Annotated in this window: 28 protein-coding genes; 17 read left to right on the top strand and 11 right to left on the bottom strand. The window is 72.3% G+C overall.

Annotation, left to right across the window (positions count from 1 at the left end):
- Positions 1 to 576, bottom strand: coding sequence for a hypothetical protein (locus AB0L74_RS00455; protein ID WP_365643742.1), 576 nt, complete (start codon positions 574 to 576; stop codon positions 1 to 3).
- Positions 577 to 640: 64 nt separating this feature from the next.
- Positions 641 to 1,537 carry a helix-turn-helix transcriptional regulator gene (locus AB0L74_RS00450; RefSeq protein WP_365643739.1) on the bottom strand — a complete coding sequence of 299 codons (897 nt, stop codon included), beginning with the start codon at positions 1,535 to 1,537 and terminating at the stop codon, positions 641 to 643.
- Between the two features lie 101 nt (positions 1,538 to 1,638).
- Between AB0L74_RS00450 and AB0L74_RS00445 the strand changes: the two genes are divergently transcribed.
- From AB0L74_RS00445 to AB0L74_RS00425, 5 genes are all read left to right on the top strand, one after another.
- Positions 1,639 to 3,072: an MFS transporter gene (locus AB0L74_RS00445; protein ID WP_365643736.1), complete on the top strand. Its 1,434-nt coding sequence runs from the start codon at positions 1,639 to 1,641 to the stop codon at positions 3,070 to 3,072.
- A 195-nt stretch (positions 3,073 to 3,267) separates the two neighbouring features.
- A complete protein-coding gene (locus tag AB0L74_RS00440; RefSeq protein ID WP_365643733.1) occupies positions 3,268 to 4,509 on the top strand; it encodes a helix-turn-helix domain-containing protein in 1,242 nt (413 codons plus the stop codon).
- Positions 4,510 to 5,027: 518 nt separating this feature from the next.
- Positions 5,028 to 5,231 (top strand): hypothetical protein, encoded by a 204-nt coding sequence (locus AB0L74_RS00435; protein ID WP_365643730.1) that lies wholly within the window; start codon positions 5,028 to 5,030, stop codon positions 5,229 to 5,231.
- The gene (locus AB0L74_RS00430) at positions 5,228 to 5,560 is read left to right on the top strand and encodes a hypothetical protein (RefSeq protein WP_365643727.1); all 333 of its coding nucleotides are present in this window, start codon (positions 5,228 to 5,230) and stop codon (positions 5,558 to 5,560) included. The genes AB0L74_RS00435 and AB0L74_RS00430 overlap by 4 nt, the downstream gene beginning before the upstream one ends.
- A gap of 94 nt (positions 5,561 to 5,654) precedes the next feature.
- Entirely contained in the window at positions 5,655 to 5,789 is a 135-nt protein-coding gene (locus tag AB0L74_RS00425; RefSeq protein ID WP_365643724.1) for a hypothetical protein, read from the top strand.
- Between the two features lie 342 nt (positions 5,790 to 6,131).
- Here AB0L74_RS00425 and AB0L74_RS00420 read toward each other — a convergent pair whose 3' ends face one another.
- The gene (locus AB0L74_RS00420; protein ID WP_365643721.1) at positions 6,132 to 7,514 is read right to left on the bottom strand and encodes a glycine--tRNA ligase; all 1,383 of its coding nucleotides are present in this window, start codon (positions 7,512 to 7,514) and stop codon (positions 6,132 to 6,134) included.
- Between the two features lie 195 nt (positions 7,515 to 7,709).
- Between AB0L74_RS00420 and AB0L74_RS00415 the strand changes: the two genes are divergently transcribed.
- Genes AB0L74_RS00415 through AB0L74_RS00400 form a run of 4 tightly spaced genes read left to right on the top strand, consistent with a single transcriptional unit; the run spans position 7,710 to position 10,914 of the window.
- A complete protein-coding gene (locus AB0L74_RS00415; protein WP_365643718.1) occupies positions 7,710 to 8,717 on the top strand; it encodes a zinc ABC transporter substrate-binding protein in 1,008 nt (335 codons plus the stop codon).
- Positions 8,718 to 8,737: 20 nt separating this feature from the next.
- On the top strand, positions 8,738 to 9,520 hold the full coding sequence (locus AB0L74_RS00410) for a metal ABC transporter ATP-binding protein (RefSeq protein ID WP_365643715.1): 783 nt from the start codon (positions 8,738 to 8,740) through the stop codon (positions 9,518 to 9,520).
- 11 nt (positions 9,521 to 9,531) lie between these two features.
- Positions 9,532 to 10,434, top strand: a complete 903-nt coding sequence (locus AB0L74_RS00405) for a metal ABC transporter permease (protein ID WP_365643712.1) — start codon at positions 9,532 to 9,534, stop codon at positions 10,432 to 10,434.
- A gap of 60 nt (positions 10,435 to 10,494) precedes the next feature.
- Complete coding sequence (locus AB0L74_RS00400) at positions 10,495 to 10,914, top strand: transcriptional repressor (protein ID WP_365643709.1); 420 nt, start codon at positions 10,495 to 10,497, stop codon at positions 10,912 to 10,914.
- Between the two features lie 75 nt (positions 10,915 to 10,989).
- Here AB0L74_RS00400 and AB0L74_RS00395 read toward each other — a convergent pair whose 3' ends face one another.
- The 4 genes from AB0L74_RS00395 to AB0L74_RS00380 form a co-directional block, all read right to left on the bottom strand.
- Entirely contained in the window at positions 10,990 to 12,276 is a 1,287-nt protein-coding gene (locus AB0L74_RS00395) for a hypothetical protein (RefSeq protein WP_365643706.1), read from the bottom strand.
- A gap of 166 nt (positions 12,277 to 12,442) precedes the next feature.
- Entirely contained in the window at positions 12,443 to 13,279 is an 837-nt protein-coding gene (locus AB0L74_RS00390) for an isoprenyl transferase (protein WP_365643703.1), read from the bottom strand.
- Positions 13,280 to 13,318: 39 nt separating this feature from the next.
- Complete coding sequence (gene recO / locus AB0L74_RS00385; protein WP_365643700.1) at positions 13,319 to 14,065, bottom strand: DNA repair protein RecO; 747 nt, start codon at positions 14,063 to 14,065, stop codon at positions 13,319 to 13,321.
- A gap of 43 nt (positions 14,066 to 14,108) precedes the next feature.
- Positions 14,109 to 14,603: an Rrf2 family transcriptional regulator gene (locus AB0L74_RS00380; RefSeq protein ID WP_365643697.1), complete on the bottom strand. Its 495-nt coding sequence runs from the start codon at positions 14,601 to 14,603 to the stop codon at positions 14,109 to 14,111.
- 68 nt (positions 14,604 to 14,671) lie between these two features.
- Between AB0L74_RS00380 and AB0L74_RS00375 the strand changes: the two genes are divergently transcribed.
- Positions 14,672 to 16,153: an MFS transporter gene (locus tag AB0L74_RS00375; protein WP_365643694.1), complete on the top strand. Its 1,482-nt coding sequence runs from the start codon at positions 14,672 to 14,674 to the stop codon at positions 16,151 to 16,153.
- Between the two features lie 25 nt (positions 16,154 to 16,178).
- Here the strand turns inward: AB0L74_RS00375 and AB0L74_RS00370 are convergent, their stop codons facing one another.
- Positions 16,179 to 16,394 (bottom strand): hypothetical protein, encoded by a 216-nt coding sequence (locus AB0L74_RS00370; protein ID WP_365643691.1) that lies wholly within the window; start codon positions 16,392 to 16,394, stop codon positions 16,179 to 16,181.
- Positions 16,391 to 16,597, bottom strand: a complete 207-nt coding sequence (locus AB0L74_RS00365; RefSeq protein ID WP_365643688.1) for a hypothetical protein — start codon at positions 16,595 to 16,597, stop codon at positions 16,391 to 16,393. Before AB0L74_RS00365 ends, AB0L74_RS00370 begins: the two co-directional genes overlap by 4 nt.
- A 113-nt stretch (positions 16,598 to 16,710) precedes the next feature.
- Between AB0L74_RS00365 and AB0L74_RS00360 the strand changes: the two genes are divergently transcribed.
- The 5 genes from AB0L74_RS00360 to AB0L74_RS00340 all read left to right on the top strand — a co-directional run bounded on the left by AB0L74_RS00360 (position 16,711) and on the right by AB0L74_RS00340 (position 21,192).
- The gene (locus tag AB0L74_RS00360) at positions 16,711 to 17,553 is read left to right on the top strand and encodes a helix-turn-helix transcriptional regulator (protein WP_365643685.1); all 843 of its coding nucleotides are present in this window, start codon (positions 16,711 to 16,713) and stop codon (positions 17,551 to 17,553) included.
- Complete coding sequence (locus AB0L74_RS00355; RefSeq protein ID WP_365643682.1) at positions 17,535 to 17,816, top strand: DUF397 domain-containing protein; 282 nt, start codon at positions 17,535 to 17,537, stop codon at positions 17,814 to 17,816. Before AB0L74_RS00360 ends, AB0L74_RS00355 begins: the two co-directional genes overlap by 19 nt.
- Positions 17,817 to 17,893: 77 nt before the next feature.
- On the top strand, positions 17,894 to 18,334 hold the full coding sequence (gene nsrR, locus AB0L74_RS00350; RefSeq protein WP_365643679.1) for a nitric oxide-sensing transcriptional repressor NsrR: 441 nt from the start codon (positions 17,894 to 17,896) through the stop codon (positions 18,332 to 18,334).
- Between the two features lie 71 nt (positions 18,335 to 18,405).
- Positions 18,406 to 19,602 (top strand): globin domain-containing protein, encoded by a 1,197-nt coding sequence (locus AB0L74_RS00345; RefSeq protein WP_365643676.1) that lies wholly within the window; start codon positions 18,406 to 18,408, stop codon positions 19,600 to 19,602.
- Positions 19,603 to 19,704: 102 nt separating this feature from the next.
- Positions 19,705 to 21,192: an alpha/beta fold hydrolase gene (locus tag AB0L74_RS00340; RefSeq protein ID WP_365643673.1), complete on the top strand. Its 1,488-nt coding sequence runs from the start codon at positions 19,705 to 19,707 to the stop codon at positions 21,190 to 21,192.
- A gap of 24 nt (positions 21,193 to 21,216) precedes the next feature.
- Here AB0L74_RS00340 and AB0L74_RS00335 read toward each other — a convergent pair whose 3' ends face one another.
- Entirely contained in the window at positions 21,217 to 21,912 is a 696-nt protein-coding gene (locus AB0L74_RS00335) for a TerB family tellurite resistance protein (protein ID WP_365643670.1), read from the bottom strand.
- 184 nt (positions 21,913 to 22,096) lie between these two features.
- Positions 22,097 to 23,818, bottom strand: a complete 1,722-nt coding sequence (leuA, locus tag AB0L74_RS00330; protein WP_365643667.1) for a 2-isopropylmalate synthase — start codon at positions 23,816 to 23,818, stop codon at positions 22,097 to 22,099.
- A 345-nt stretch (positions 23,819 to 24,163) separates the two neighbouring features.
- Here leuA and AB0L74_RS00325 point away from each other — a divergent pair, with 345 nt between their 5' ends.
- Positions 24,164 to 25,234, top strand: coding sequence for a M4 family metallopeptidase (locus tag AB0L74_RS00325; protein WP_365643664.1), 1,071 nt, complete (start codon positions 24,164 to 24,166; stop codon positions 25,232 to 25,234).
- A 20-nt stretch (positions 25,235 to 25,254) separates the two neighbouring features.
- A complete protein-coding gene (locus AB0L74_RS00320; protein WP_365643661.1) occupies positions 25,255 to 25,521 on the top strand; it encodes a protealysin inhibitor emfourin in 267 nt (88 codons plus the stop codon).
- Positions 25,522 to 25,579: the final 58 nt, after the last annotated feature.

Here is a 25,579-nt window from a genome sequence, read left to right as displayed (position 1 = left end):
TCAGCCTGTCGTGCGGGTACGGGAGTGCGTGCCGCCCGTGCCGGGCCGGGCGGAGGCCACGGTGGTGCGGGCGGCGCCGTGGGTGCGGCGCGGGGCGGCGGTCCCGGTGTTCTTGGCGGCGCTCCTCGCGGCCGCGCTCCTGGCCGCGCTCCGGGCGGCGCCGCGGACCGCGCCGCCCGCCGCGGCGGTGGAGCGGGCCGTGGTCTTGGCGGTGCGCTTGGCGGCGCTCTTCACCGCCTCCCCGCCGGAGGCGGAGGCCGCGCCCTCCGACCCTCTTTCGTCCGCCGTCCCGGCCTGCGCCGGCTTCTCCGGCCGCGGCTGCGTCAGCCAGGCGACCGCCGCTCCGGCGGCCGCCACCGGCCACTCCACCAGCCCGGCGGCGCCGAGCACTCCGGCCCCGGTGTACACGGCCACCCGCCGTCCGCGCGGCGACACGGCCCCGATCTTGTCCAGCGTCCCCTCCGCCACCTTGCCGACCGTCCCGGCGCCGGGCACCTTCCGCAGCACCGAGGCGGCGGCGTGGAGCGGCTGGGGGAGCGTCCGCGCCGGCTTGTGCGCCGTCTTCTGCTCAGCCATGACAGTCCTCGCCCTGTGGGAACATCACCTTCCGATATGACCCGTGTTCCCGCACTTCGGGCGGTCATCCCGGTGATGTGGCCCGTTCCAGCGCGATCGCGTGCAGCTTCTCCAGCCGTTCCCGCGTCACGTCGTCGGCCGGTACGTACGTCACCATGCGCGGGCCGGTCTCCGGGCCGAGCCACAGGTCGGTGTGGTCGACCGTGAGGCGGCCGACGTACCGGTTGCGGAACTCCTTGCGCTTGCCGCGGTGGGCGACGACCTCGTGCCGCTCCCAGACCGCGCGGAACTCGGGCGACTGGTCGCGCAGCCGCTTGAGCAGCGTCTTCCAGGCGGGCTCGCCCAGATGCCTGGCCATGGCGGTGCGGAAGCGGGCGGCCATCACCCGCTGCGCCTCCTCCAGGTGCACGATCGAGGAGCGCCACTCCTCGTTGGTGTAGGAGAGGATCAGGCAGTTGCGGTCCTCGGGCGCCACCGCGTCCAGGTCGCACAGCAGCAGCCCGTAGGTGCGGTTGTGGGCGAGGATGTCGTACCGGCTGTTCTGCAAGCACGCCGGGTACGGCTCCAGCTGCTCCAGCACGCCCCGCAGCGCCGGGGTGAGCGCGGGGCAGGCGGTGCCGGGCGTCGGGTCGACGGCCCCGGCGAGCTGGAAGAGGTGGGCGCGCTCGGTGGCGTCGAGCAGCAGGGCGCGGGCGAGGGCGTCGAGGACCTGCACGGAGACGTGGATGTCGCGGGCCTGCTCCAGCCAGGTGTACCAGGTGACGCCGACGGAGGAGAGCTGGGCGACCTCCTCGCGCCGCAGACCCGGTGTGCGGCGCCGCGGCCCGCGGGGCAGTCCCACCCGCTCGGGCGCGATGCGCTCGCGGCGGCTGCGCAGGAAGGCGGCGAGCTCGTGCCGCCGCACCGCCATGGACGCCTGCCGCGCCCCACCCGCCGCCGTCTCGTGAACCGTGGTCGTCATGGCTCCAGCCTGCCCGCGCCCGCAGCCTGTTGCCAGGTGCTCCCGCTACCAGGATCAGGACACTCTGGTACCCCTCTCAGCGGGGCCGCAGCCTCGTGTCCGTGACCGAAACCATCATTCCTCGCAGCGTCCGCTCCGGCGGCCCGGCCGCGCCCCCGGTCCTCGGCGGCCTCGGCCTGTTCACGGTTCTGCTCGGCGCGGCGCTGCCCCTCGTCGACTTCTTCATCGTCAACGTCGCCCTGCCCGCCATCGGCACCGGCCTCTCGGCGAGCGAGGCGGTCCTGGAACTCGTGGTCGCCGGGTACGGGGTGTCGTACGCCGTCCTGCTCGTCCTCGGCGGACGGCTCGGTGACCTGTTCGGCCGGCGGCGGCTCTTCCTGGGCGGCATGGCGGCCTTCGGGCTGACCTCGCTGGCGTGCGGGCTGGCCCCCGACGCCTGGTCACTGGTCGCGGCGCGCGTCGCGCAGGGCGCGGCGTCCGCCGCGATGCTGCCGCAGGTCCTGGCCACCATCCAGGCGACCACGTCCGGGCCCCGGCGCGCGCGGGCCATGGGCCTGTACGGGGCGACGGCCGGCCTGGCGATGGTGGCCGGGCAGGTCCTGGGCGGCGTCCTGGTGGCCGCGGACCTCGCGGGCACCGGCTGGCGCTCCGTCTTCCTGGTGAACGTGCCGGTGGTGCTGGTGGGCCTGGTGGCCGCCGCCCGCGCGGTGCCGGAGACCCGCTCCCCGCGCCCGGAGCCGGTCGACGGCCCCGGCACGGTCTTGCTGGCCGTGGCGCTGCTGACCCTGCTGGTGCCGCTGACCGAGGGCCGGGCGGCGGGCTGGCCGCTGTGGACGTGGCTGTCCCTGGCGGCGTTCGTGCCGGTGGCGGCGGCGTTCTACGCCGTGGAGCGGGCGGCGGACCGCAAGGGCCGTACGCCGCTGGTGCCGCCCAGCCTGTTCGCACTGCCGTCGTTCCGGCGCGGCCTGCTGCTGATCGTGCCGTTCTCCACCGGCTTCAGCGGGTTCATGTTCGTGATCGCGGTGGCGTTGCAGCGGGGCGCGGGCCTCGGCCCGGTCGCGGCGGGGCTGGCGCTGGCCCCGCTGGCGGTGGTGTTCTTCGCGTTCTCGCTGGCGGGCCCGCGGCTGGTCGCCCGGTACGGTACCCGCGTGGTCCCGGCGGGCGCTGTGCTCCAGGGCGCGGGCCTGGTCCTCATCGCCCTGGCCGCCTGGCGTTCCTGGCCGGACCTCGGCGTCGTCGAACTGCTGCCGGGCGGGGCGCTGGCGGGCGCCGGCCAGGCGCTCCAGCTCCCGGTGGTCTTCCGGGTCGTCCTGTCGGAGGTCCCGCCCGCCCGCGCGGGCGTCGGCGGCGGCGTCATGACCACCGTCCAGCAGTCCTCCCTGGCCCTGGGCGTGGCCACCCTCGGCACCCTGTTCCTCTCCCTGACCCCCGCCCTCGGCATGCGCGACGCCCTCCTGATGACCCTGTCGGCCCAACTGGCGGCGGTAACCCTGACCTGCCTCCTGAGCCTCCGCCTGCCCCGCACGGTCACCTGACCACCCGACGCCCACCACGCCCCCGGCCCGGGACGAGCCCCTCGGCACCGGATCCCCCCGGCCCTCGCGCCCTGGTCTGTGCGACCACGGGGCGGGGGCCGTTTCCGCGTTCAAACGGCCCTGTGTCTCCGAACACTACTTCCTGCGGGTACCTCCCCCCAGGGGCGTACCGTGGTCACGAAGGGGTGGTGACTGATGACGGAGACGGCCGACAACGTCAAGAAGCACCGGCGCCGGAAGGGATGGAGCCAGGAGGACCTGTCAGAGCACTCGGGATTGTCGATCGGGACAGTCCGGAATCTCGAACAGGGCAGAACCGTCCGCATGGAGACCCTTCATACGGTCGCGCGGGCGTTGGGGGTCAGGACGTCTGTGCTCATGGCCTCGGATGAGCCGGAACCGGTGCGGCGCGATGACCCGAATCGGCTGAACCTGCGCGATCTACGGACGGCACTCACACCGCCAGTCGGCCTCACCGACACGGCACGGCCCACCGAAGACGAACCTAACCTGCGCAGCTTCCGCCGGACTGTCTACGACGGCGCCATGCTGTACCACAGCGACAGCTACCGCAGCGTCGCCTCTCAACTGCCCGCGCTCGTCCGGGATGCCAACGACGCCGTCGCTTACTTCGACAGCGGCGAAGAGCACCGTCAGGCGCTGCTCGCTCGTGCTGAAGCGATGCAACTCGCAGGCCGGTACCTGACCCAGGTACGCCAGTACGACTTGGCTTACACGGCCCTGTCCCGGGCCGTGACCGACGCACGAGACGCGGGTGACCGACTGACCGCCGCCTCCGGAGTCGTCGGCATGTGCTGGTTGCTCCTGCGCCAAGGCCGGTTCGATGAAGCCGAGCAGTTGGCCGCGGCCACGGCCGATCAGATCGAGCCCGCTCTTTCCAAAGCCAGCCCTGACGAATGTGCCGCCTGGGGATGGCTGATGCTGCGTGCCTCTGCGGCTGCCATGCGGAATAACCGGCCGAGCGAGGCACGTGAGTATCGCCGCGTCGCCAGCGCGGCGGCTGCGGCCGTCGGCCAGGAGCACACAGGCTCGTACTTCCGGCACTGGACAACCTTCGGTCCGGTCACCGTCGGCATGAAGCAGGTCGAGGACGCCATGATCCTTGGAGACTCCCGGACGGTGATCCGGCTGTCGACCGAGGACAACACCCTGTCGCCGAAAGCATGGAAGCGGCTCGGCCGCCCGAGCGACGACAACTGGAATCGGCACCGGTTGGACGTCGCCCGCGCCCATGCCCGCACCCGCGACCTCACCCTTGCCATGGACGAGCTGAAGGAAGTGCGGCGAAGCTCCCCAGAGTGGATTAAGCATCAAGCCATGGCTGTCGAGACCATGGAGGAGATCCTTCGGCGCCGCAAGCGCACCCTCACGAGTGACATGCGTGAAATGGCGTCCTACCTGGGCGTTGTCGGCTAACTATCACGGCTGGTCGTAGTTCCCAGTTGAGTCTCACGGAACTACCAGCCTCCTTGAATGGCACGTCGTTTGGTCGCATCCGTACGGTCAACGTGTTCCTTTTCGCGTGACGAAGCAGGGGGAGACGTTGGCCGTTCGGACCGCACAAGACCGCCAGCGGCGCCGCGCGCTCTATGACGCGGCAGCCGGTCTCTTCAGGCCGTCAGACGCGGCCCCGGCGACGCTCCTTCCCGATCGCCCGGCTGATCACGGCGACCACCACTCCGTATTCACCTGCGGGCGCCGTCGGGTCGATCTGTTTCCCCCTGGTCGGACCGAACGGGCATCAGAGCCCGTCACGCAGGCGCGATGTGCCGCGCCCGAGGTGAGGGACGTCTGAAGACAAGAAGGTGCCCCGGCGGCGGCCAGGCCCCGGGGCGCGTTCGACGCTGACTAGGAGCGCCGACATGCGCAAGAGTATCCAGAAACTCTTTGGGATGATTCTTCCCGCGACCGGGAGACGGCGGGCGCCGTCCGCCTTGGGAGCATCCACCCGCCCCCAGGATGCCCACGCGACCGACCCTACGGCCCAGCACGCGCCCGCGGAGGACCCGGCCGCCGTTCTGGTCCGGCCCTACGTCCTCGCCCACGAGCGCCGCGTAGAACGCGAACGCCGACTCCGGCGCCGTGCCGGGCTGGTCGTGGCGCCGCAGGGCGTCGATCTGCCGGGGGTGGTCGTATGAGCCGCCCCCGCCTGCTGCCGTGGTCCGAGGACGGCAAGCCCGCGTACCTCAGCACCGACAACCCGAACAGCATCCTGAGCCGACTCGCCGACGAGATGGAAGAGACCCAGCTTGGCATCGGGCGCGAAGTCCACGCGGCGGGCCGGCAGATGCTGGCTGACCCGGGCGCAAGCAGGTCGGAGCTGCGCTTCACGGCCATAAGGCTGGCGGAGTGCTTGTTCGACGCCCTCCGCGTCGCTGAGTCGCGCGGCGAACGCCTGGCTGCCAACGCAGAGGACGACGAAGACCAGGACACCACGCCCGGCGCCGGCCAAGAGGTGCGCCGGTGACCCGCTCGGTGCTCCGATTCGTCTCGCACACGATCCGGCACGTGCCGGAAGGCGGCGTCGTCTACGAAGCCTTCTGCGCGACGAACCCCGGCGAGTGCGAGGAGACGTCCGGCCCGCGGGAACCCAGGACGCGGCCCAGGACTGGTGCCTGCGCCACACCGGCCGCACCGGGCACGACCTGTTCCGGCGCGTGGTGACCGACCACGCCCGCGTGACCCGGAACGAATGACCCCGGCGCGCTGAGGGACGACCTCCCCCGGCGCGTCGGACGGCGACGTCCCCGACCGGACCAGCCCCGAGTACGAGCGGTCGCGCTCGGACTCGCCCTCCGGTCCGCCCCTTCGGGCGCCGCTGACCTGGCACAGCGGTGAGGCGTCGCCACCGGCCCCGCTCATGCCTCGCGCCCCCTTTCGGGCATGGGCGGGGCCGTGCAAGACCCGTCTGTGCTCGCCGAAGCCGGGCCGCGCACCGCCGAACGCCGAACGCCGGGCGGGCTGACCGATGGGTCAGCCCGCCCGGCGTTCGGAAGGCAGGGCCCGAAGGCCGGGGGACGCGCCCCCGGCGGAGCGGGCTAGCAGCCGATCAGACGGGCGGCCAGGTAGCCCTCGATCTGGTCCAGCGACACGCGCTCCTGCTTCATCGAGTCGCGCTCGCGGACCGTCACCGCGTTGTCCTCCAGCGTGTCGAAGTCGACGGTGACGCAGAACGGCGTGCCGATCTCGTCCTGGCGGCGGTAGCGGCGGCCGATGGCGCCGGCGTCGTCGAACTCAATGTTCCAGTGCTGGCGCAGCGTCTGGGCCAGGCCCTTGGCCTTCGGGGACAGCTCCGGGTTGCGGGAGAGCGGGAGCACCGCGACCTTGACCGGGGCCAGGCGGTGGTCGAGGCGCAGCACGGTGCGCTTCTCCATCTTGCCCTTGGCGTTGGGGGCCTCGTCCTCGACGTAGGCGTCGAGCAGGAACGCCAGCATCGCGCGGCCGACACCGGCCGCGGGCTCGATGACGTACGGCGTCCAGCGCTCGCCGGCCTCCTGGTCGAAGTAGGACAGGTCCTGGCCGGAGGCCTTGGCGTGGGCCGAGAGGTCGTAGTCGGTGCGGTTGGCGACGCCCTCCAGCTCGCCCCACTCGCTGCCGCCGAAGTTGAAGCGGTACTCGATGTCGGCGGTGCGCTTGGAGTAGTGGGAGAGCTTCTCCTTCGGGTGCTCGTACCAGCGCATGTTCTCCTCACGGAGACCCAGGCCGGTGTACCAGTTCCAGCGCTGCTCCATCCAGTATTCCTGCCACTGCTCGTCCTCGCCCGGCTTGACGAAGAACTCCATCTCCATCTGCTCGAACTCGCGGGTGCGGAAGATGAAGTTGCCCGGCGTGATCTCGTTGCGGAAGGACTTGCCCATCTGGGCGATGCCGAACGGCGGCTTGCGGCGCGAGGTGGTCTGCACCTGGGCGAAGTTGGTGAAGATGCCCTGCGCGGTCTCGGGGCGCAGGTAGGCGACCGAGCCGGAGTCCTGGGTCGGGCCGAGGTGGGTGGAGAGCAGACCCGAGAACTGCTTGGGCTCGGTGAACTGGCCCTTGGTGCCGCAGTTCGGGCAGTTGATGTCGGCGAGGCCGTTCTCCGGGGCCCGGCCCTTCTTCTCCTCGTACGCCTCTTCCAGGTGGTCGGCGCGGAACCGCTTGTGGCAGGAGGTGCACTCGGTGAGCGGGTCGGTGAAGGTGGCGACGTGGCCGGAGGCGACCCACACCTCGGGGGCGAGGATCACGGACGAGTCGATACCGACGACGTCCTCGCGCGACGTCACCATGTAGCGCCACCACTGGCGCTTGAGGTTCTCCTTGAGCTCGACACCCAGCGGACCGTAGTCCCAGGCGGCGCGCTGACCGCCGTAGATCTCACTGCACGGGAATACGAAGCCACGGCGCTTGCTCAGGCTGACGATGGTGTCGATCTTGTCGGCGGCCACGGTGCTCTCTTCATTACGACGACGGGCGTTGAAGCGAGACGCTTCAGAGCGAATGCCTCAGGGTACCGGCGGGCACTCCCCCTCAATCAAATCGGTGCCGGGTAAGGGGCGCAGCTCGGGGCCCCTGAGGGCCGCCCGGGGGCCCTCAGGGACGTTTGTTGACAACCGTTTCCATATTTGATGAAAATGAGTGTCATGAACGTACGACGACACCGCATGACCGGGATACCCGGGATCGCGCTCGCGGCGACCGCCGCGCTCGGCCTGGGCACCCTGACCGCCTGCTCCTCCGACACCGCGGCAGCGGGCAACACGGACAAGTTCGACGTCGTCGCGTCGTTCTACCCCATGGCCTTCCTCGCCGAGCAGATCGGCGGCGACCACGTGAAGGTCACCAGCCTCACCGAGCCCGGCCAGGAGCCGCACGACCTGGAGATCAGCGCCAAGCAGACCGCGCAGCTCCAGGAGTCCGACGCGGCGCTCTACCTCAAGGGCCTCCAGCCCTCCGTCGACGAGGCGATCACTCAGTCCGGGATCAAGACGAAGATCGACGCCGCCTCGCTCACCTCGCTGGAGGAGCACGGCACCGAGGTCGGCGAGCACGCCGGGGAGCACGCCGAGGAACACGCCGACGAGCACGCCGACGAGCACGGCCACAGCCACAGCCACGAGGGCGAGGGCGGCAAGGACCCCCACGTCTGGCTGGACCCGGTGAAGTACGCCGAGGTCGCCGAGGGCGTCGGCAAGGCGTTCGAGAAGGCCGACCCGGACCACGCCGCCGACTACAAGAAGAACACCGAGGCCCTGGTGAAGCGGCTCGGCGAGCTGAACACGAAGTTCGAGACCGGGCTGAAGGACACCGACACCAAGGTCTTCATCACCACCCACGCCGCCTTCGGCTACCTCGCCGAGCGCTACGGCCTGACCGAGGAGGCCATCAGCGGCCTCGACCCCGAGTCCGAGCCCAGCGCCGCCCGCGTGAAGGACCTTGCGACAATGGCGAAGGCCGACGGCGTCTCGACCGTCTTCTACGAGACCCTCGTCAGCGACAAGACCGCGAAGACCCTCGCCAAGGACGCGCGGCTGAAGACGGACGTCCTCGACCCGCTCGAGGGCATCACCGACAAGTCCCGCGGCGACGACTACTTCCAGGTCATGGAAGCCAACCTCAAGGCCCTCCAGCAGGCCCTGGGAGCCAAGTGATCGACCCATCGGAGGGCGGCATGAGCGACGAGCCCCTCACAGAGCCCGTCATATCCCTGCGCGGCGTCCGCGCCGAGCTGGGCTCGCGGCCGGTGCTGCGCGGCATCGACCTCACCGTGCGCCGCGGCGAGGTCGTCGCGCTGCTCGGCGCGAACGGCTCGGGCAAGTCGACCGCCGTGCGCAGCGTCATCGGCCAGGTGCCGGTCAGCGCCGGGCGGATCGAGCTGTTCGGCACCGAGCGGCACCGGTTCCGCGACTGGGCGCGGGTGGGGTACGTCCCGCAGCGCACCACGGCGGCGGGCGGCGTGCCCGCGACGGTGGCGGAGGTCGTCTCCTCCGGACGGCTGTCCCGCTCCCGCTTCGGCGTCTTCCGCAAGGCCGACCGCGAGGCCGTCCACCGTGCCCTGGATCTCGTCGGCATGGCCGACCGGGCCAAGGACTCGGTCAACGCCCTCTCCGGCGGCCAGCACCAGCGCGTGCTCATCGCCCGCGCGCTCGTCGCCGGACCCGAGCTGCTGATCATGGACGAGCCGATGGCCGGTGTCGACCTGGCCAGCCAGGAGGTGCTGGCGGCGACGCTGCGCGAGCAGGTGGCGCGGGGCGCCACCGTCCTGCTGGTCCTGCACGAGCTGGGCCCGCTGGAGCCGCTGATCGACCGGGCGGTCGTCCTGCGCGACGGCTGCGTGCTGCACGACGGACCGCCCCCCAAGGCCGTCGGCCAGCACGCGCTGCCCGGCCACGACCACGTCCACCCGCACGCGCCGGCGGGCGCCGAACCGGTCCGCACCGGACTGCTGAGCTGAGAAGCCCCACCATGGAAATCCTGAACTACGCCTTCATGCAGCGGGCGCTCATCGCGGCCGTGCTGGTCGGCATCACCGCCCCCGCCGTCGGCATCTACCTCGTGCAGCGCCGCCAGGCCCTGATGGGCGACGGCATCGGCCACGTGGCGATGACCGGCGTCGGCCTCGGCTTCCTGCTGTCCTGGTCCCCGGTGTGGATGGCGACCCTGGTCTCCGTGCTGGGCGCGGTCCTGATGGAACTGATCCGCTGGTACGGCAAGACGCGCGGTGACATCGCCCTCGCCATGCTGTTCTACGGCGGCATGGCCGGCGGCGTGATGTTCATCAACCTCGCCCCCACCGGGTCGAACGCGAACCTCACCTCGTACCTGTTCGGCTCTCTGTCGACGGTCTCCGAGTCCGATGTGACGGCGATCGGCGCCCTGGCCGCCTTCGTGGTCCTGGTCACCGTGGGCCTGCGCCGCCAGCTCTTCGCGGTCAGCCAGGACGAGGAGTTCGCGCGGGTCACCGGGCTGCCGGTGCGCGCGCTGAACCTGCTGACGGCGGTCACCGCCGCGGTCACGGTCACCGTTGCCATGCGCGTGGTGGGCCTGCTGCTGGTGTCGGCCCTGATGGTCGTCCCCGTGGCGGCGGCCCAGCAGCTCAGCCGCAGCTTCGCCGCGACCTTCGCCATCGCCGTCGCGGTCGGCGTGGCCGTGACCCTCGGCGGCACCGTCACCTCGTACTACCAGGACGTGCCGCCCGGCGCGACGATCGTGCTCCTGACCATCGGCGCGTTCATCGTGCTGACGGCGCTGGCGGCGCCGCTGGCCCGGCGACGCGCGCGGGCGGCCGCCGCCGCGCAGCCCTCCGGCGATCCGGTGGAGTGCGCGATTCCGGCCAGCCGGGGGGCCGGTCGCGGCATCGGCGTCTGACCGCTGCCGGACCGGGCTGGCACAATGGCCCGGCAAGGAGCAGACGTGAGGAGGCAACCGGTGACGACCGCTGGACCGCCCGTGAAGGGCCGCGCCACCCGGCAGCGTGCCGCCGTGGCGGCGGCGCTCGCCGAGGTGGACGAGTTCCGCAGCGCGCAGGAGCTCCACGACATGCTCAAGCACAAGGGCGATTCGGTGGGGCTCACCACGGTCTACCGCACCCTCCAGTCCCTCGCCGACGCCGGCGAGGTCGACGTGCTGCGCACCGCCGACGGAGAGTCGGTCTACCGCCGCTGCTCCAGCGACGACCACCACCACCATCTGGTGTGCCGCTCGTGCGGCAAGGCGGTCGAGGTCGAGGGCCCGGCCGTGGAGAAGTGGGCCGAGGCCATCGCCGCCGAGCACGGTTATGTGAACGTGGCGCACACGGTGGAGATCTTCGGCACCTGCGCGGAGTGCGCGGCCTCCGGCGACGCCTGAGCGCCGGGCGCGGGCCCGGCCGCCAACGCACCGGGCGCGGGCCCGGCGGACCGGGGGCCGCCGCCGGGCCGCGGGTCAGCCCCCGCCGCCGCAGCCGCCGCAGCCGCTCCCGCAGCTCGAACAGCTCGACCCGCAGCCGCCCGCGCCGCTCGACGAGCTCGACGAACCGGAGGAGCCGGACGACCCCGACGCCTGACGTTCCTTGCGGCGGCGGGCCTCCTCGGCGCGTGCCTCCAGCCGGTAGGAGGTCCCGGCCGGCTCCCAGCTCCCCAGGTAGCCCCCGCTCGCGGGCTGCCACAGCACGGCCGCCATGACCTCGGTCACCAGGGTGGACCCGGTGGGTCCGAACACCGCCCACTCCAGCACCACTTCCGCTCCCTCGGCGGGCACCCCGTACAGCAGCGCCTCGAACGGCTCGGCGTACGGGTTGATGTCGTGGTGTGCGACGCGCAGCCGTTCCTCCGTGCCCCCCAGCAGCGTCCTGACCTCGGGCACCACGTCGTCGTAGCGGCGGCGGCAGGCGATCAGCGGGCCGGCGGTCGTGGTCCGGGCGTCCGGCAGCAGCCAGCACCGGCCACGGGAGACCGGGCCGCTGTCCCGCAGCCCGATCCGCAGCACCGGCTGCGGCCCCCGGTGCAGGCGCCGGGCGGCGCGGCGGGCGGCCACGCCCCGCCCCAGCAGGGTGCTGCCGGGGACGAGCAGCACCAGTGCGCAGAACTGCTGCCCGAAGGCGTCGTAGGGGCGCGGGCCGTCCTGGGCCGCGAGGTCGGCGGCCAGGCCCCAGGCGAGGAGCGCGGCGGCGCCCAGGCAGAGCACGGAGCCGGTGAGGATTCGGCGCAGGCCCCGGCGGCGGTGGGCGGCCGGGAGCCGGGGCGGCAGCTCCGCGCGGGTCTCGCCCGCGACCGCCAGGGCGATCTCCCGCTGCACCCGGCGGCACCGCAGCCGGACGACCGCGCCCGCGAAGACGTAGCCGGACACGCCGATGACCAGCCCGTCGCCCACCCGGCCCGGCGTGTCACCGGGCCCGAGGAGGGCCAGGTCGACCACCGCCTGGAGGCAGATCAGCGGGGCGGCGACCGCCGCCGCGCCGGGCAGGGAGCGGTACCACCACGGCACGCAGAACAGCAGGACTGTAGCGGCGTAGCCGTCCCACACGGTGCCGGCCGGGGTCTGCGCCGGCTGCGCCCAGGCCAGCAGCACGGAGGCGGCCAGCACCAGGGGCAGCAGGATCCAGCCGGCGGGCACCGGCGCGAAGACGGCCGGGAGGCGTGCCGCGCGCCACCGCTCGGCCTCCGGCAGCGGCCAGACGGCGGCGCCGGACGCCGGTATCGCGGGCCCGGGGAGGAACTTCACGTTGTCCACCGCGCCAGTATGAGGACGCGGCCCGGCGGGGCGGCAGGCCCGCCGGGCAACGGGTCACCGACAACCTGACCACGGAATCGCTACGGCCGCTTGCGCCGCGCCACGGCCCCCACAGCCCTCGCGGACACCATGACCCACGCGGTCACCACAGCGACCGCCGGTGTCTTCACTCGCCGGTGCGGCCCTCCATGGCGAGCAGCTCCTCGTTGGGTATGGCCCCGCCGAAGCGCCGGTCGCGGGAGGCGAACTCCAGGCACGCCCGCCACAGGTCCCGGCGGTCGAAGTCCGGCCACAGCACGTCCTGGAAGACCATCTCCGCGTACGCGCTCTGCCACAGCAGGTAGTTGGAGGTGCGCTGCTCGCCGCTGGGCCGCAGGAACAGGTCCACGTCCGGCATGTCCGGGTAGTACAGGTACTTGGCGAAGGTCTTCTCGGTCACCTTCGACGGGTCGAGCCGGCCCGCCTTCACGTCCTCGGCCAGCGCCCGCGCCGCGTCCGCGATCTCGGCCCGGCCGCCGTAGTTCATGCAGAAGTACAGCGTCAGCCGGTCGTTGCCCTTGGTCTGCTCCTGGGCGATCTGGAGCTCCTTGGCCACCGACCGCCACAGCTTCGGCATCCGCCCCACCCAGCGCACCCGCACGCCCAGTTCGTCGAGCTGGTCGCGGGACTGGCGGATGAAGTCGCGGTTGAAGTTCATCAGGAAGCGGACCTCGTCCGGCGAGCGCTTCCAGTTCTCGGTGGAGAAGGCGTACAGGGAGACGGCGCCCACGCCGATCTCGATCCCGCCCTGGATCACGTCCAGCACCCGCTCGGCGCCCACCTTGTGCCCCTCGGTGCGCGGCAGCCCGCGCTCCTTCGCCCAGCGCCCGTTGCCGTCCATGACGATCGCCACATGGTTCGGGACCAGCTCACCGGGGAGCCTCGGGGGCCGCGCGCCGGACGGGTGCGGTTCCGGCGCCTTGTACTCCCGGCGCTCGCGCCCCAGGAATCCGCGTACGGCCATGTGTCTCTCGTCTCCCTCTTGCTCGGCTTACTTCTCGGCTTACTTCTCGACGTAGCGAAGTGAGCGCAGACCGCGCTCCAGGTGCCAGTGCAGGTACGCGGAGACCAGCCCGCTGCCCTCCCGGACGTACCGCGGCTCGCACGCGTCCGCGGTCTCCCAGTCTCCCGTAAGCAGTGCGCCGAGGAGTTCCAGGGCCCGCGGCGAGGGTACGACGCTGCCCGGCACCCGGCAGTCGGCGCAGACCGAGCCGCCGGAGGCGACCGAGAAGAACCGGTTGGGGCCCGGCATACCGCACTTCGCGCAGTCGCCGAAACTCGGCGCGTAACCGTTGACGGCGAGGGAGCGCAGCAGGAACGCGTCGAGGACCAGATGCGGGGCGTGCTCGCCGCGGGCGAGGGTGCGCAGCGCGCCGACGAGCAGCAGGTACTGCTGGACCGCCGGCTCGCCCTCGTGGTCGGTGAACCGCTCGGCGGTCTCCAGCATGGCGGTCCCGGCGGTGTAGCGGGCGTAGTCCGTCACGATGCCGCCGCCGTACGGCGCGATGGTCTCGCTCTGGGTGCACAGCGGCAGTCCGCGCCCCACCAGTTCGCTCCCCCGCGCGAAGAACTGCACGTCGACGTGGGAGAAGGGTTCCAGGCGGGCGCCGAACTTGGACTTGGTGCGCCGCACGCCCCGCGCCACGGCCCGTACCCGGCCGTGACCGCGGGTGAGCAGGGTGATGATCCGGTCCGCCTCGCCCAGCTTCTGGGTGCGCAGCACGATGCCGTCGTCGCGGAACAGACTCATGCGGCCATTCTGCCTCCCCGCGCCCGCCCTTCCGTTCTCACCCTCACCGGTGGGCGGGCAGGGGCGCGGAGGGGTCCCGCAGCCAGGAGCGGGCCCGGTCGCGCAGTCCCGCCGGGAGCCGCCCGGCGAGGCCGGCCACGGTGACGCCGCGCAGCGAGTCCCGCCAGGCGCGGTCGGCGTCGTACATCACCCGCGCCACCCCGCACGGGTCCGCGCAGTGGTCGGCCGGGAGGGCGCAGGCACCGCGCTGCCGGATCTCCGTGCACACGAACGGCGGGGCGGTGCCCTCGACCGCCTCCACGATGTCGAGCACGGTGATCTCCGCGGCGGGCCGCGCCAGCCGGAAGCCGCCGCGCGGTCCGGAGCTGGCGACCAGGACGCCCCCCTGCACCAGGGACTTCAGGTGCTTGGCGAGATAGGCCACCGGCAGCCCGTAGTACCCGGCGAGGGTGGTGCGCGAGACGGCCTCGCCCTCCTCGGCCTGGACCAGCAGGACGCAGCAGTGGACGGCCCACTCGACGCCTTGGGACAGCTTCATGGGGCGCCAGGTTACCCGCGCCTCCCCGTGGACGTGGACTTGATGGATATCGAATATCGATGATAGCCATGATCACCATGACGTCCTCGGCACACCGGCCCCCCGCGCCCTCGTCCGCGACCGCGCCCGCGGACCCGTCCGCGCCCCCGTCCGCCCCCGGCCCCCGCGAATGGCGCATGCTCGCCGTCGCGCTGAGCGGCACCTTCATGGCCAGCTTCGACCTGTTCGTCGTCAACATCGCCACCGAGGCGCTGCGCACCGGCCTCGGCGCGGGCGACGGCGCGCTGGCCCTGGTCGTCTCCGGTTACGCCTTCGCCTACGCGGCGGGCCTGGTGACCGGCGGGCGCCTGGGCGACCGGTACGGCTACCGGCGGATGTTCGTCACCGGCATGGCCGCCTTCACGCTCGCCTCGCTGCTGTGCGGGATCGCCCGCTCGCCGGGCGAGCTGGTCGCCGCCCGGCTGGCGCAGGGCCTGGCGGCCGCGGTGCTGGTGCCCCAGGTGCTCTCCCTCGTCACCGCCCGCTTCCCCGCCGCCCACCGGGGCCGGGCCACCGCCTGGTACAGCGCGGCCGGCGGCCTCGGCGCCGTCGCGGGCCAGCTGCTGGGCGGGCTGCTCCTCCAGGCCGACGTGCTGGGTTTGGGCTGGCGGGCGGTCTTCCTGGTGAACGTGCCGGTGGGCGCGGTGGCCGCCGCCCTCGCCGTATGGTTCCTGCCGCCGCCCGCGCCGCAGGGCGCACCGGCCCGTTTCGACCTGGCGGGCGCGGCCGGTGTGACGCTGACCCTCGGCCTGCTCCTCGCCCCCCTGTCGCTGGGCCGGGAGCAGGGCTGGCCGGCGTGGACGTGGACGAGCCTGGCGGCGGCCGTCCCGGCGGGCGCGCTCACCCTGCGCGGGCAGCGGGCGTCGCGGCGGCGCGGCGGCGCCCCGGTGCTGGACCCGGCGCTGTTCCGCGACCGCCCGTTCGTGACGGGCGTGGCCGCGGTCGCCCTCTTCCAGTCGTACTTCGGCGCCTACATGTTCACCCTCGCCCTCCTTCTCCAGGCCGGGCTGGGCCAGGACCCCGTCACCGCGGCCCTCGTCTTCCTGCCCGCCGCCGCGCTCTTCAGCGCCGCCTCGCTGCTCAGCGGGCGGCTCACGGCCCGTCACGGCAGGGTGGTGCCCGCGACCGGGGGAGCGCTGGCGATGGCGGGGCTCGCCGCCTTGGTGGCCCAGCTGGCCGTCCACGGCGAACGGGTGGCGACCGCCGCCCTGGTGGCCGCCTTCGCCGTGATCAGCCTCGGCAACGGCCTGCTGCTGCCTCCCCTCATCGGCTTCGCCCTGGCCGGGGTCGGTCCCGGGGAGGCAGGGGCGGCGTCCGGCGTGGTCAACACCGCCCAGCAGTTCGCCGCGTCCCTCGGGGTCGCGGTTCTCGGCACGCTGTTCTTCACGACGGCGGGACCCGGGCTCCGCTCGGCGGCCACGGGCATGGCGGTCGTCGGCGCGGTCTACGCCGCTCTGGTCGCGGGGGTACTGGGCCTGCTGTGGGCCGGAACCCGGCACGGAACGGACTGACCGCCCGGGTCCCGGCGACGCCCCTTCAAGGGACTTCGCCCCGGCTGCGCGCGTTCGCGTACGCCGTCGCCACGCTGATCCGCTCCGCCTGGGTGGCGTGCCGCACGGCACCCGGCTCGGCGTCCCACTCCCGGCCGCCGCCGTACGGCCGCAACTGCACGTACGGCCCTTCGTGTCCCATCACGATCCCAAGTCGCCCCGTACGGGTGTCAACCACGTACGACCCGACGGGCGGCTTCACCGGAGTACCGCCGCGAGCCGGCGTGCGGTCTCCACGGAACAGCGGCCCAATTCGACCAGCGGACAGGGGGTCCGCCGCGCGAGACTCACGGGGTCGAGCCCGAGTGACGGGAGGGTAATTCCGGCCTTGGCGAGCGCCGCCCGCAATTCTTCCAGTACCTCCTCGGCTTCTTCGACGCAGAGCGTAGAATGTTGCTCTTTCAACGGGCTCCTCTTTCCTTTCATTTCACGCTTTGTATCTCCAGCATGATGCCCCAGATCTACACTCGCTAGCAGTCGACGCTCTACAAGCTCGCGGCAGTTCAAGGGGGTTGGCCATGGCCAACGGTTCGCACGGATCACGGCAGGCGGCCTGGGAGTTCTTCGGAGCGGAACTCAAGCGGCGCCGCGAGGACGCGGGGCTCACCCAGGTCGAACTGGGGGCCCGGGTCTTCGTCTCCGGTGCGTATATCGGTCAGTTCGAGCAGGCAATTCGAAAACCGCAGCTCGATATCGCCCAGCGGATCGACGAGGTACTGCAAACCGACGGTATTTTCGAGCGGCTGTGGCGCAAACTCATCAAGGACCAGCCGTACCGGGAGTACTTCGCTCACGTGGTGGAACTGGAGCGGCTGGCGACGGAGATCTGCGAGTACGCGCCGACGGTCGTTCCCGGCCTCCTTCAGACGCGCGAGTACGCCCGGGCCGTGTTCCTCGCCAACAATCCGCTCGCCAGCGAGGAGCACATCGAGGAGCTGATCAAGGGTCGTCTGGACCGAGCACGACTACTCAAAGACGCTGCACGCCCCTTGTATTGGGTGATCCTGCACGAGACAGTGCTGCGCATCCCCGTCGGCGGCCCCGAGGTCATGGCCCGCCAACTGGACCACATCGCGACGCTGATGCGCGAGCGCGTGGCTGTGCTCCAAGTCGTACCCTTCTCGGCGGGCGCACACCCTGAGATGGGCAAGTTGATGAAGCTCATGGAGTTCGACGACGCGCCGCCCACCGTCTATACAGAGGCAGTGCTTTCAGGAAGGCTGCTGGATGAGCCGACGGTGGTGAAGCGCTCCCGGTCGTCCTACGATCTGCTGAGGGCCGCCGCGTTGTCGCTTGAGGCGTCCCTGGCCCTGATCGAGTCGGCGGCGAAGGACTACGAACGATGCGCAAGTACGACCTGACCAACGCCCGCTGGTGCAAGAGCACCTACAGCGGTGGCAACGGCGGGGAGGACTGCGTAGAGGTCGCCTACGACTTCCCCGGCGCCGCCCGCTGGCGCAAGAGCACTTACAGCAACGGTGAGGGCGGCAGCTGCGTCGAGGTAGCCGACGGAGTCCCCGGTGTCGTCCCCGTGCGGGACAGCAAGGTGACCGGTGGTCCGGTGGTCGTCGTCGGGGCGACGGCCTGGACGGCGTTCGTCCGTTCGGTTCAGGCCGTCGGCTGACGGCCCGTGACCCACTCCACACCGGTCCCGCGCCCGGAAAATACGATTCCGATATGCGCATTTGTTAGGGTCCCGGCGTGCGCTTGACGAGGTTCACCGACCTGGCGCTGCGGGCCGTGATGCGGCTCGCGGTGTCCGGACAGGGAGACTCCCCCACCACCCGCGAGGTGGCGGAGGCCATGGGCGTACCCGTCACCCACATGGCGAAGGCGATCACCCGGCTTCAGCACCTCGGCGTGCTGGAGGCCCGCAGAGGGCGCGGCGGAGGGCTGGAGCTGACCCGCCTGGGCCACCAGGCGTCGGTCGGCTGGCTGGTCAGAGAGCTGGAGGGCGACGGCGAGGTCGTCGCCTGCGAAGGCGAGACCCCCTGCCCGCTGCGCGGGGCCTGCCGGCTGCGCCGGGCGCTGCGCGACGCGCAGGAGGCGTTCTACTCCGCGCTCGACCCCCTCACGGTCGACGATCTGGTGGCCTCCCCCACCGGGCCCGTCCTCCTCGGGCTGTCCGCCCGTCCCGGCTGAACCGGCCGCCCGTCCGGGCCCGCCCGGCACACCGTTAAATACGAATCTTGGATACCAATTAAGGAGTCACCGTGCTCTCCGAGCAGTCCGTCCCGGTCGTCCGAGCCACCCTGCCCGCCGTCGGCGCCGCCATCGGCGAGATCACCGAGCTGTTCTACACCAGGCTCTTCGAGGACCGCCCGGAGCTGCTCAGGGACCTGTTCAACCGCGGCAACCAGGCCAACGGGGAACAGCAGAAGGCGCTGGCGGGCTCCATCGCCGCCTTCGCGACCATGCTGCTGGAGCACCCCGAGGCGCGGCCGGACGCCATGCTGGCCCGGATCTCCCACAAACACGCCTCGCTCGGCATCACCGCCGACCAGTACAAGCTGGTCCACCAGCACCTCTTCGCCGCCATCGTCGAGGTCCTCGGTGACGCCGTCACCCCCGAGGTGGCCGCCGCCTGGGACGAGGTCTACTGGCTGATGGCGAACGCGCTGATCGCCCTGGAGGCCGGGCACTACCAGGAGGCCGGTGCCGCCGACGGCGTCACCTGGCGCCGGATGGAGATCGTCGAGCGGCGGGAGGAGACCCCCGAGTCCTTCTCCCTCGTCCTGCGCCGCGCCGACGGCGCCCCCGCCGGCTCATTCCGTCCCGGCCAGTACGTCAGCGTCCGGGTCGAGCTGCCGGACGGCGCCCGCCAGATACGCCAGTACAGCCTCTCCGGCGCCCCGGACGCCGGGCAGTGGCGCGTCACCGTCAAGCGGGTGCGCGGCGGGGCGGGCCCCGAGGGCGAGGTGTCCTCCTGGCTGCACGAGCACGCCCGCGTCGGCGAGGTGCTCACCGTCTCCGCCCCGTTCGGCGACCTCGTCCTCCCGGAGGGCGACGGGCCGCTGCTGCTGGCGTCCGCCGGGATCGGCGTCACGCCGATGCTGTCGATGCTCCACCACCTCGCCGGTGCGGGCACCGGCCGCCCGGTGATCGTGGCGCACGCCGACCGCACCCCCGCCGACCACGCCCACCGCGAGGAGCTGAGCCGTCTCGTCCAGGCGCTCCCGGACGCCCGGCTGCACCTGTGGTACGAGGAGCCGGGCGAGGACGCGCCCGGGGCGGCGCGCGGCCGGGCCGACCTCGGCGCGCTCGACCTGCCCGAGGGCCTGACCGCGTACCTGTGCGGCCCGCTGCCGTTCATGCGCGCGGCGCGCGGCGACCTCCTGCGCCGGGGCGTGCCCGCCTCGGCCGTCCACTACGAGGTGTTCGGGCCGGACCTCTGGCTCGCCGCCGCGTGACCCGGGCGCCCGCCGGAGTCGCCTGAGGCGGGGGTAAGCCCCCGTACGTACAAGGCAGTTGGCCGGATGGGGCGGGCGGCGGGGCCCGGCGATGCTCTGGACATGAAGAAGACCAGAGCGGCCGCCGCCCTCGCCACCGCCTCCGCCGCCCTCCTGAGCCTGTCCACCCCGCTGACCGCCTCCGCCGCCCCTTCCGCTACCGCCACGCCGTCCCTGGCCTGGTCGGCGTGCGCGGGAAGCGGGCTGGACCCCCGGCAGCGGTGCGCCACCGTCCGGGTCCCCCTGGACTACGCCGACCCGGGCGGTCCGCGCATCGACATCGCCGTCTCCCGCATCCCGAGCGAGAAGCCCGCCGCCCGGCGGGGCGCGCTCCTCCTCATCCCCGGCGGGCCGGGCGGCTCCAGCCTGGGCGACCCGTCCGGCAAGGGGCAGAAGCTGCCCCAGGAGGTCCGGGACGCCTACGACCTGATCGGCTTCGCCCCGCGCGGGATGGCCCCCTCCACCTCCGTCACCTGCGGGCTGGGACCCGAAGACCTCTCCACCCTCCGGCTGCGGCCCTGGCCTGCCCCGGACGGCTCGATCGACGAAAACCTCGCCGACGCCCGCCGCATGGCGGACGCCTGCGTCCGCGACGGCGGCGAGCTGATCAAGCACCTGAGCACGGCCAACGAGGCCCGCGACATCGACCGCGTGCGGGCCGCGCTCGGCGAGCGCCGCGTCTCCGCGTGGGGAGTGTCGTACGGCACGTACGTCGGAGCCGTCTACGGCGAGCTGTTCCCGCACCGCACCGACCGGGTGGTCCTGGACAGCAACAACGACCCCGACCCCGCCCGCGTCACCCGTGCCTGGCTCGCCGCGCACGAGCGCGGCGTGGAGGACACCTTCCCCGACTTCGCGGCGTGGGCGGCGGCGCCCGGCAACCCGGACCGGGTGGCCCGGCGGGCGGCCGACGTACGGCCGCTGGTCCTGCGCCTGGCCGCCCGCCTCGACCGGGAACCGATCCCCTGGCCCGGCGCCCACCTGGGCGAACTGAACGGCAACGTGCTGCGCCACACCATGCTGGAGAGCCTCTACGAGCCCGGCCGCTACCCGGTCCTGGCCAGGCTGATCCGGGCGGCGCGCGACGGCACGGTGCCGCCCGCCCCGGCCGCCCCGCCCGAGGCCGTGCTCCAGAACGTCACCGCCGTGGGCGCCGGGACCATCTGCAACGACGTGGCCTGGCCCGCCTCGGCCGCCGCGTACGAGAAGGACGTCGCCGAGAGCCGGGCGACGTACCCGCTCACCGCGGGCATGCCGCGCAGCGCGATGCTGTGCGCCGCCTGGCCGTACCCGCCCCGGGAGCCGGCCGTGCGGATCACCGGCCGCGGGCCGTCCAACATCCTCCTGGTCCAGAACGCCCGGGACGTGGCCACCCCGCTCGCCGGGGCCCTGAAGCTCCGCGAGGCGCTCGGCCGGCGCGCGGTCATGGTCACCAACGACGCGACCGGCCACGACGCCTACCTGGCCAACGGCACCGCGTGCGGCGACCGCGTGGTCTCCCGCTTCCTGGCCACCGGCCAGCGGCCCGCCCGGGACGTGCGCTGCGACTGACCCGGAGCCGGTGCGGTGACTCGCCTAAGACGGCGTACGCGCCTCCGTCAGGAGCCGGGTCACGTCCTCGGCGGGGATCGTCAGGGCCGCGCCCACCGTCGCCAGGACGTCCCGCTCGGCGGCCGTGTAGGGGCCGTCGGCCAGGGCGACGCGCGCGCCGGTGAGCAGGATCGAGGCCCGGCCGGCGGGGGCGAGGTGCGGGGCGAGCGGGTCCAGCGCCTCGTGCAGCTCTATCGCCAGGCCGGGCACGCACGGCTCCTCGTAGAACCGCCCGGTGTCCGCCTCCAGCGCCTCGACGAGGGCGTGCAGCCGCTCCTCGGTGCAGTCCTCGAAACCGGCCGCGCGCACCGCCACGGCCGCCGTGTGCAGCGCCGTGCGGGAACCGGCGCCGCCCGCGGCGAGGACGGCCAGGGCGACGGTGTGGACGGCGTCGCGGAGCATCGCGGAGAAGCGGGTGGTCGTCGGGTGGTCCAGGACCTCGGTGCCGAAGCGCGCCTCGCAGGCCGCGCACTCGACGACCGGTCCGGTCTCGCCGCGCGGCACCACCGGCACGCCGAGCAGCGTGAAGCGGCGGCGGCCGGTGAGGCGCTGGTAGTTGCGGTCGCCCCCGCAGCCGGGGCAGAAGAACTCACCGTCCCCCATGGGCGTCCACGCGGTACGGGTGCCCAGGATGCGGGCATACCGGGAAGCTCGGCCGTCTCGTCCCTGTCCAGGCAGCACGTCGCACCTCCGTAACCCCGCGGCACCCTCGCCGCGATGGCGTGATGTTAGCCACATCGCCGACGTGGAGTCAGTACCCCGGACGAGACCTCTCCGTGACCTCGCGGCGCGGATGGCCGGTATATGACGCGGCCCCGCCCGCCGTTTCCGGGCGGACGGGACCGCAAACCACCGATACGGCTGGTCAGCGCGCCGCCCGGTTGACGGCCGAGACGACCGCCTTCAGCGAGGCGCGCGTGGTGTTCGCGTCGATTCCGATGCCCCACAGAACCTTGTCGCCGATGGCGCACTCGATGTACGAGGCGGCCTGCGCCAGGGCGCCCTCGCTCATCGTGTGCTCCTGGTAGTCCAGCAGGCGTACGTCGATGCCGACGGCCTGGAGGGCGTCGAAGAAGGCGGAGATCGGGCCGTTGCCGGAGCCGGTCAGCACCGTGTCCACGCCGTCGACGGTCGCCTCCACGGTGAGCGTGTCCACGCCGTCCCGGTCGGTCGTCGTCTGGCCGTTCTTGACCTGGATGCGGCCCCAGGGGTTGGCCGGGTTGGGCAGGTACTCGTCCTGGAAGACCGCCCAGATGTCCTTCGGGGTGATCTCGCCGCCCTCGGCGTCGGTCTTCGCCTGGATGATCCGGGAGAACTCGATCTGCATCCGGCGCGGCAGGTCCAGCTTGTGGTCGTTCTTCAGGACGTAGGCGATACCGCCCTTGCCGGACTGCGAGTTGACGCGGATGACGGCCTCGTAGGACCGGCCGACGTCCTTGGGGTCGATGGGCAGGTACGGCACGGCCCACTCGATGTCGTCGACCGTCTTGCCCCGCGCCTTGGCGTCGGCCTCCAGCGCGTCGAAGCCCTTCTTGATGGCGTCCTGGTGGGAGCCGGAGAAGGACGTGTAGACCAGGTCGCCCACGTACGGGTGGCGCGGGTGGACCTCCATCTGGTTGCAGTACTCCCACGTACGGCGGATCTCGTCGATGCCGGAGAAGTCGATCTGCGGGTCGACGCCCTGGGAGAACAGGTTCATGCCCAGGGTGACCAGGTCGACGTTGCCGGTGCGCTCGCCCTGCCCGAACAGGCAGCCCTCCACGCGGTCGGCCCCGGCCATCAGCGCCAGCTCGGCCGCCGCGACCGCCGTGCCGCGGTCGTTGTGCGGGTGCGCGGAGAGGCAGACGTACTCGCGCCGGGACAGGTTGCGGTGCATCCACTCGAAGCGGTCGGCGTGCGTGGACGGCGTCGAACGCTCCACCGTGGCGGGCAGGTTGAGGATGATCTCGCGGCCCGGGCCGGGCTGCCAGACGTCCATGACCGCCTCGCAGACCTCCAGGGCGAAGTCCAGCTCGGTGTCGGTGAAGATCTCGGGGCTGTACTGGTACCCGAACTCCGTCTCGGGGCCCAGCAGTTTCTCGGCGTACTCCATCACCAGCCGCGTGCCGTCCACGGCGATCTGCTTGATGTCGTCCTTCGAGCCGCGGAAGACGACCCGCCGGAAGACCGGGGCGGTGGCGTTGTACAGGTGGACGGTGGCGCGCTTGGCGCCCCTCAGGGACTCCACCGTGCGCTCGATCAGGTCCTCCCGGGCCTGGGTCAGCACGGAGATCGTCACGTCGTCCGGGATGGCGCCGGGGTCCTCGATGATGGACCGTACGAAGTCGTAGTCGGTCTGGCCGGAGGCCGGGAAGCCGACCTCGATCTCCTTGTAGCCCATCTTGACCAGCAGATCGAACATCGCGCGCTTGCGGGCGGGCGACATGGGGTCGATCAGGGCCTGGTTGCCATCGCGCAGGTCGGTGGAGAGCCAGCGGGGGGCGGCGGTGACGCGCCGGTCGGGCCAGGTGCGGTCGGGGAGGTCGACCTGCTCGTAGCCGCGGTACTTGTGGATCGGCATGGAACTGGGCTGCTGGCGATTGACCATGATCGCGTGGGCTCCTCAGGATGTCCGCGGTGTCCGCGTGTCCGATGGACGGCCGACGACGCAACGCCAAGCTCCGCGGGGAGGGTGCCGGCCTCGGTTACAGGCCCTCGCCGCGGCAGCTAAGGAGAAGCAGCCCGAAACGCATGATGCTCCGCAGCCTAGCCGAGCCCCACCGGATGCGCGGGTCCGTATCAGTATGCGGGACCCGGGAGACAACGGGGACAAAGAGTGCCGCATACCACTTCTCCGCGCTCAGCGGCCCCTCTCTTCATGGCATTTCACCAATCATGGTTACAAAAAGTTGCAATGGGTGACAACACTGTCACACGGTGCGATGGTGCGAACATGACCAGCTTCGGGGGCTTCCAGCCCGTCTTCTGCACCATCGTCCCGCCACACGTCCTGGACAAGCTCGCGCAGCACGAGGACCCGCGCCTGGCCGATCCCGCCCGCCGCACCCTCCAGCGCGACGCCTCGGCCCGCACCCGGCGCCACCTGACCGCGGTCGCCGGCGCCGCGGCCGTGGCACCGCGCGCCGGCGCCGCGGCCGGCAAGCCGCACCGCACGATCTACGACGCCCGGAACGGCACCGACCTGCCCGGCACCAAGGTGCGCGGCGAGGGCGACGAGCCCAGCGCGGACGCCACCGTCAACCGCGCCTACACGGGCCTCGGCGCCACCTTCGAGCTGTTCCTGGCGGCGTACCGGCGCGACTCCATCGACGGCTCCGGCCTCGCCCTCGACGCGACGGTCCACTACGACCGCGAGTACAACAACGCCTTCTGGGACGGCGAGCAGATGGTCTTCGGCGACGGGGACGGGGAGATCTTCCTGGACTTCACCCGGTCCATCGACGTCATCGGCCACGAACTCGCCCACGGCGTCACCCAGTACACCGCCAACCTGACGTACTACGGCCAGTCCGGCGCCCTCAACGAGTCGGTGTCGGACGTCTTCGGCTCCCTCGTCAAGCAGTACTCCCTCGGCCAGAGCGCCACCGAGGCCGACTGGCTGATCGGCGCCGAACTCCTCGCCCCGCGCGTCACCGGAAAGGCGCTGCGCTCGATGAAGGAGCCCGGCACGGCCTACGACGACGACGTCCTCGGCAAGGACCCGCAGCCCGCGACGATGGACGACTACGTCCACACCAGCCGCGACAACGGCGGCGTCCACATCAACTCGGGCATCCCCAACCACGCCTTCTACCGGGCGGCCGTCGTGCTCGGCGGCAACGCCTGGGAGCGGGCCGGGCAGATCTGGTACGACGTGCTGACCGGCGGCGAGCTGGAGCAGGACGCGCGGTTCAGGGACTTCGCCGCGCTGACCGTGAAGGCCGCCCGGGAGCGGTACGGGGAGGGCGAGGAGCTGGACGCGGTGAGCAAGGCGTGGGAGCACGTCGGGGTGCGGACGGCGTAGTTCCGTACTAGACACGACCCATGAGGATTCAGGTGACGCGCACCGGGGGCTTCGCGGGCATCGAGCGCCACGCGGAGGTGGACACCGCGGAGCGCCCCGACGCCGCCGAGTGGCACGCCCTGGCCGAGCGGGCGCTCGCGGCCGGCCGGGGCGCCCCGCCCGTCGGCGTGCCGGACGGGTTCGGCTACGAGATCACGGTGGACGGCACCACGGTGTACGCCGCCGATCCCGGACTGACGGAGGAACAGCGCACGCTGGTCTCCAGAGTGCTGAAGGAGGGCGCCTGACTGACCCCGGCTCCCCCGGCTTCCGCGCGGCGTGCGGGAGCCGGGCCCGGGGCGCGGC

The sequence above is a fragment of the Streptomyces sp. NPDC052020 genome (assembly GCF_040680575.1).
GTDB lineage: Bacteria > Actinomycetota > Actinomycetes > Streptomycetales > Streptomycetaceae > Streptomyces.
The sequence above is the reverse complement of the archived record's forward strand: the minus strand, read 5'-3'. Positions and strand labels throughout refer to the sequence as shown.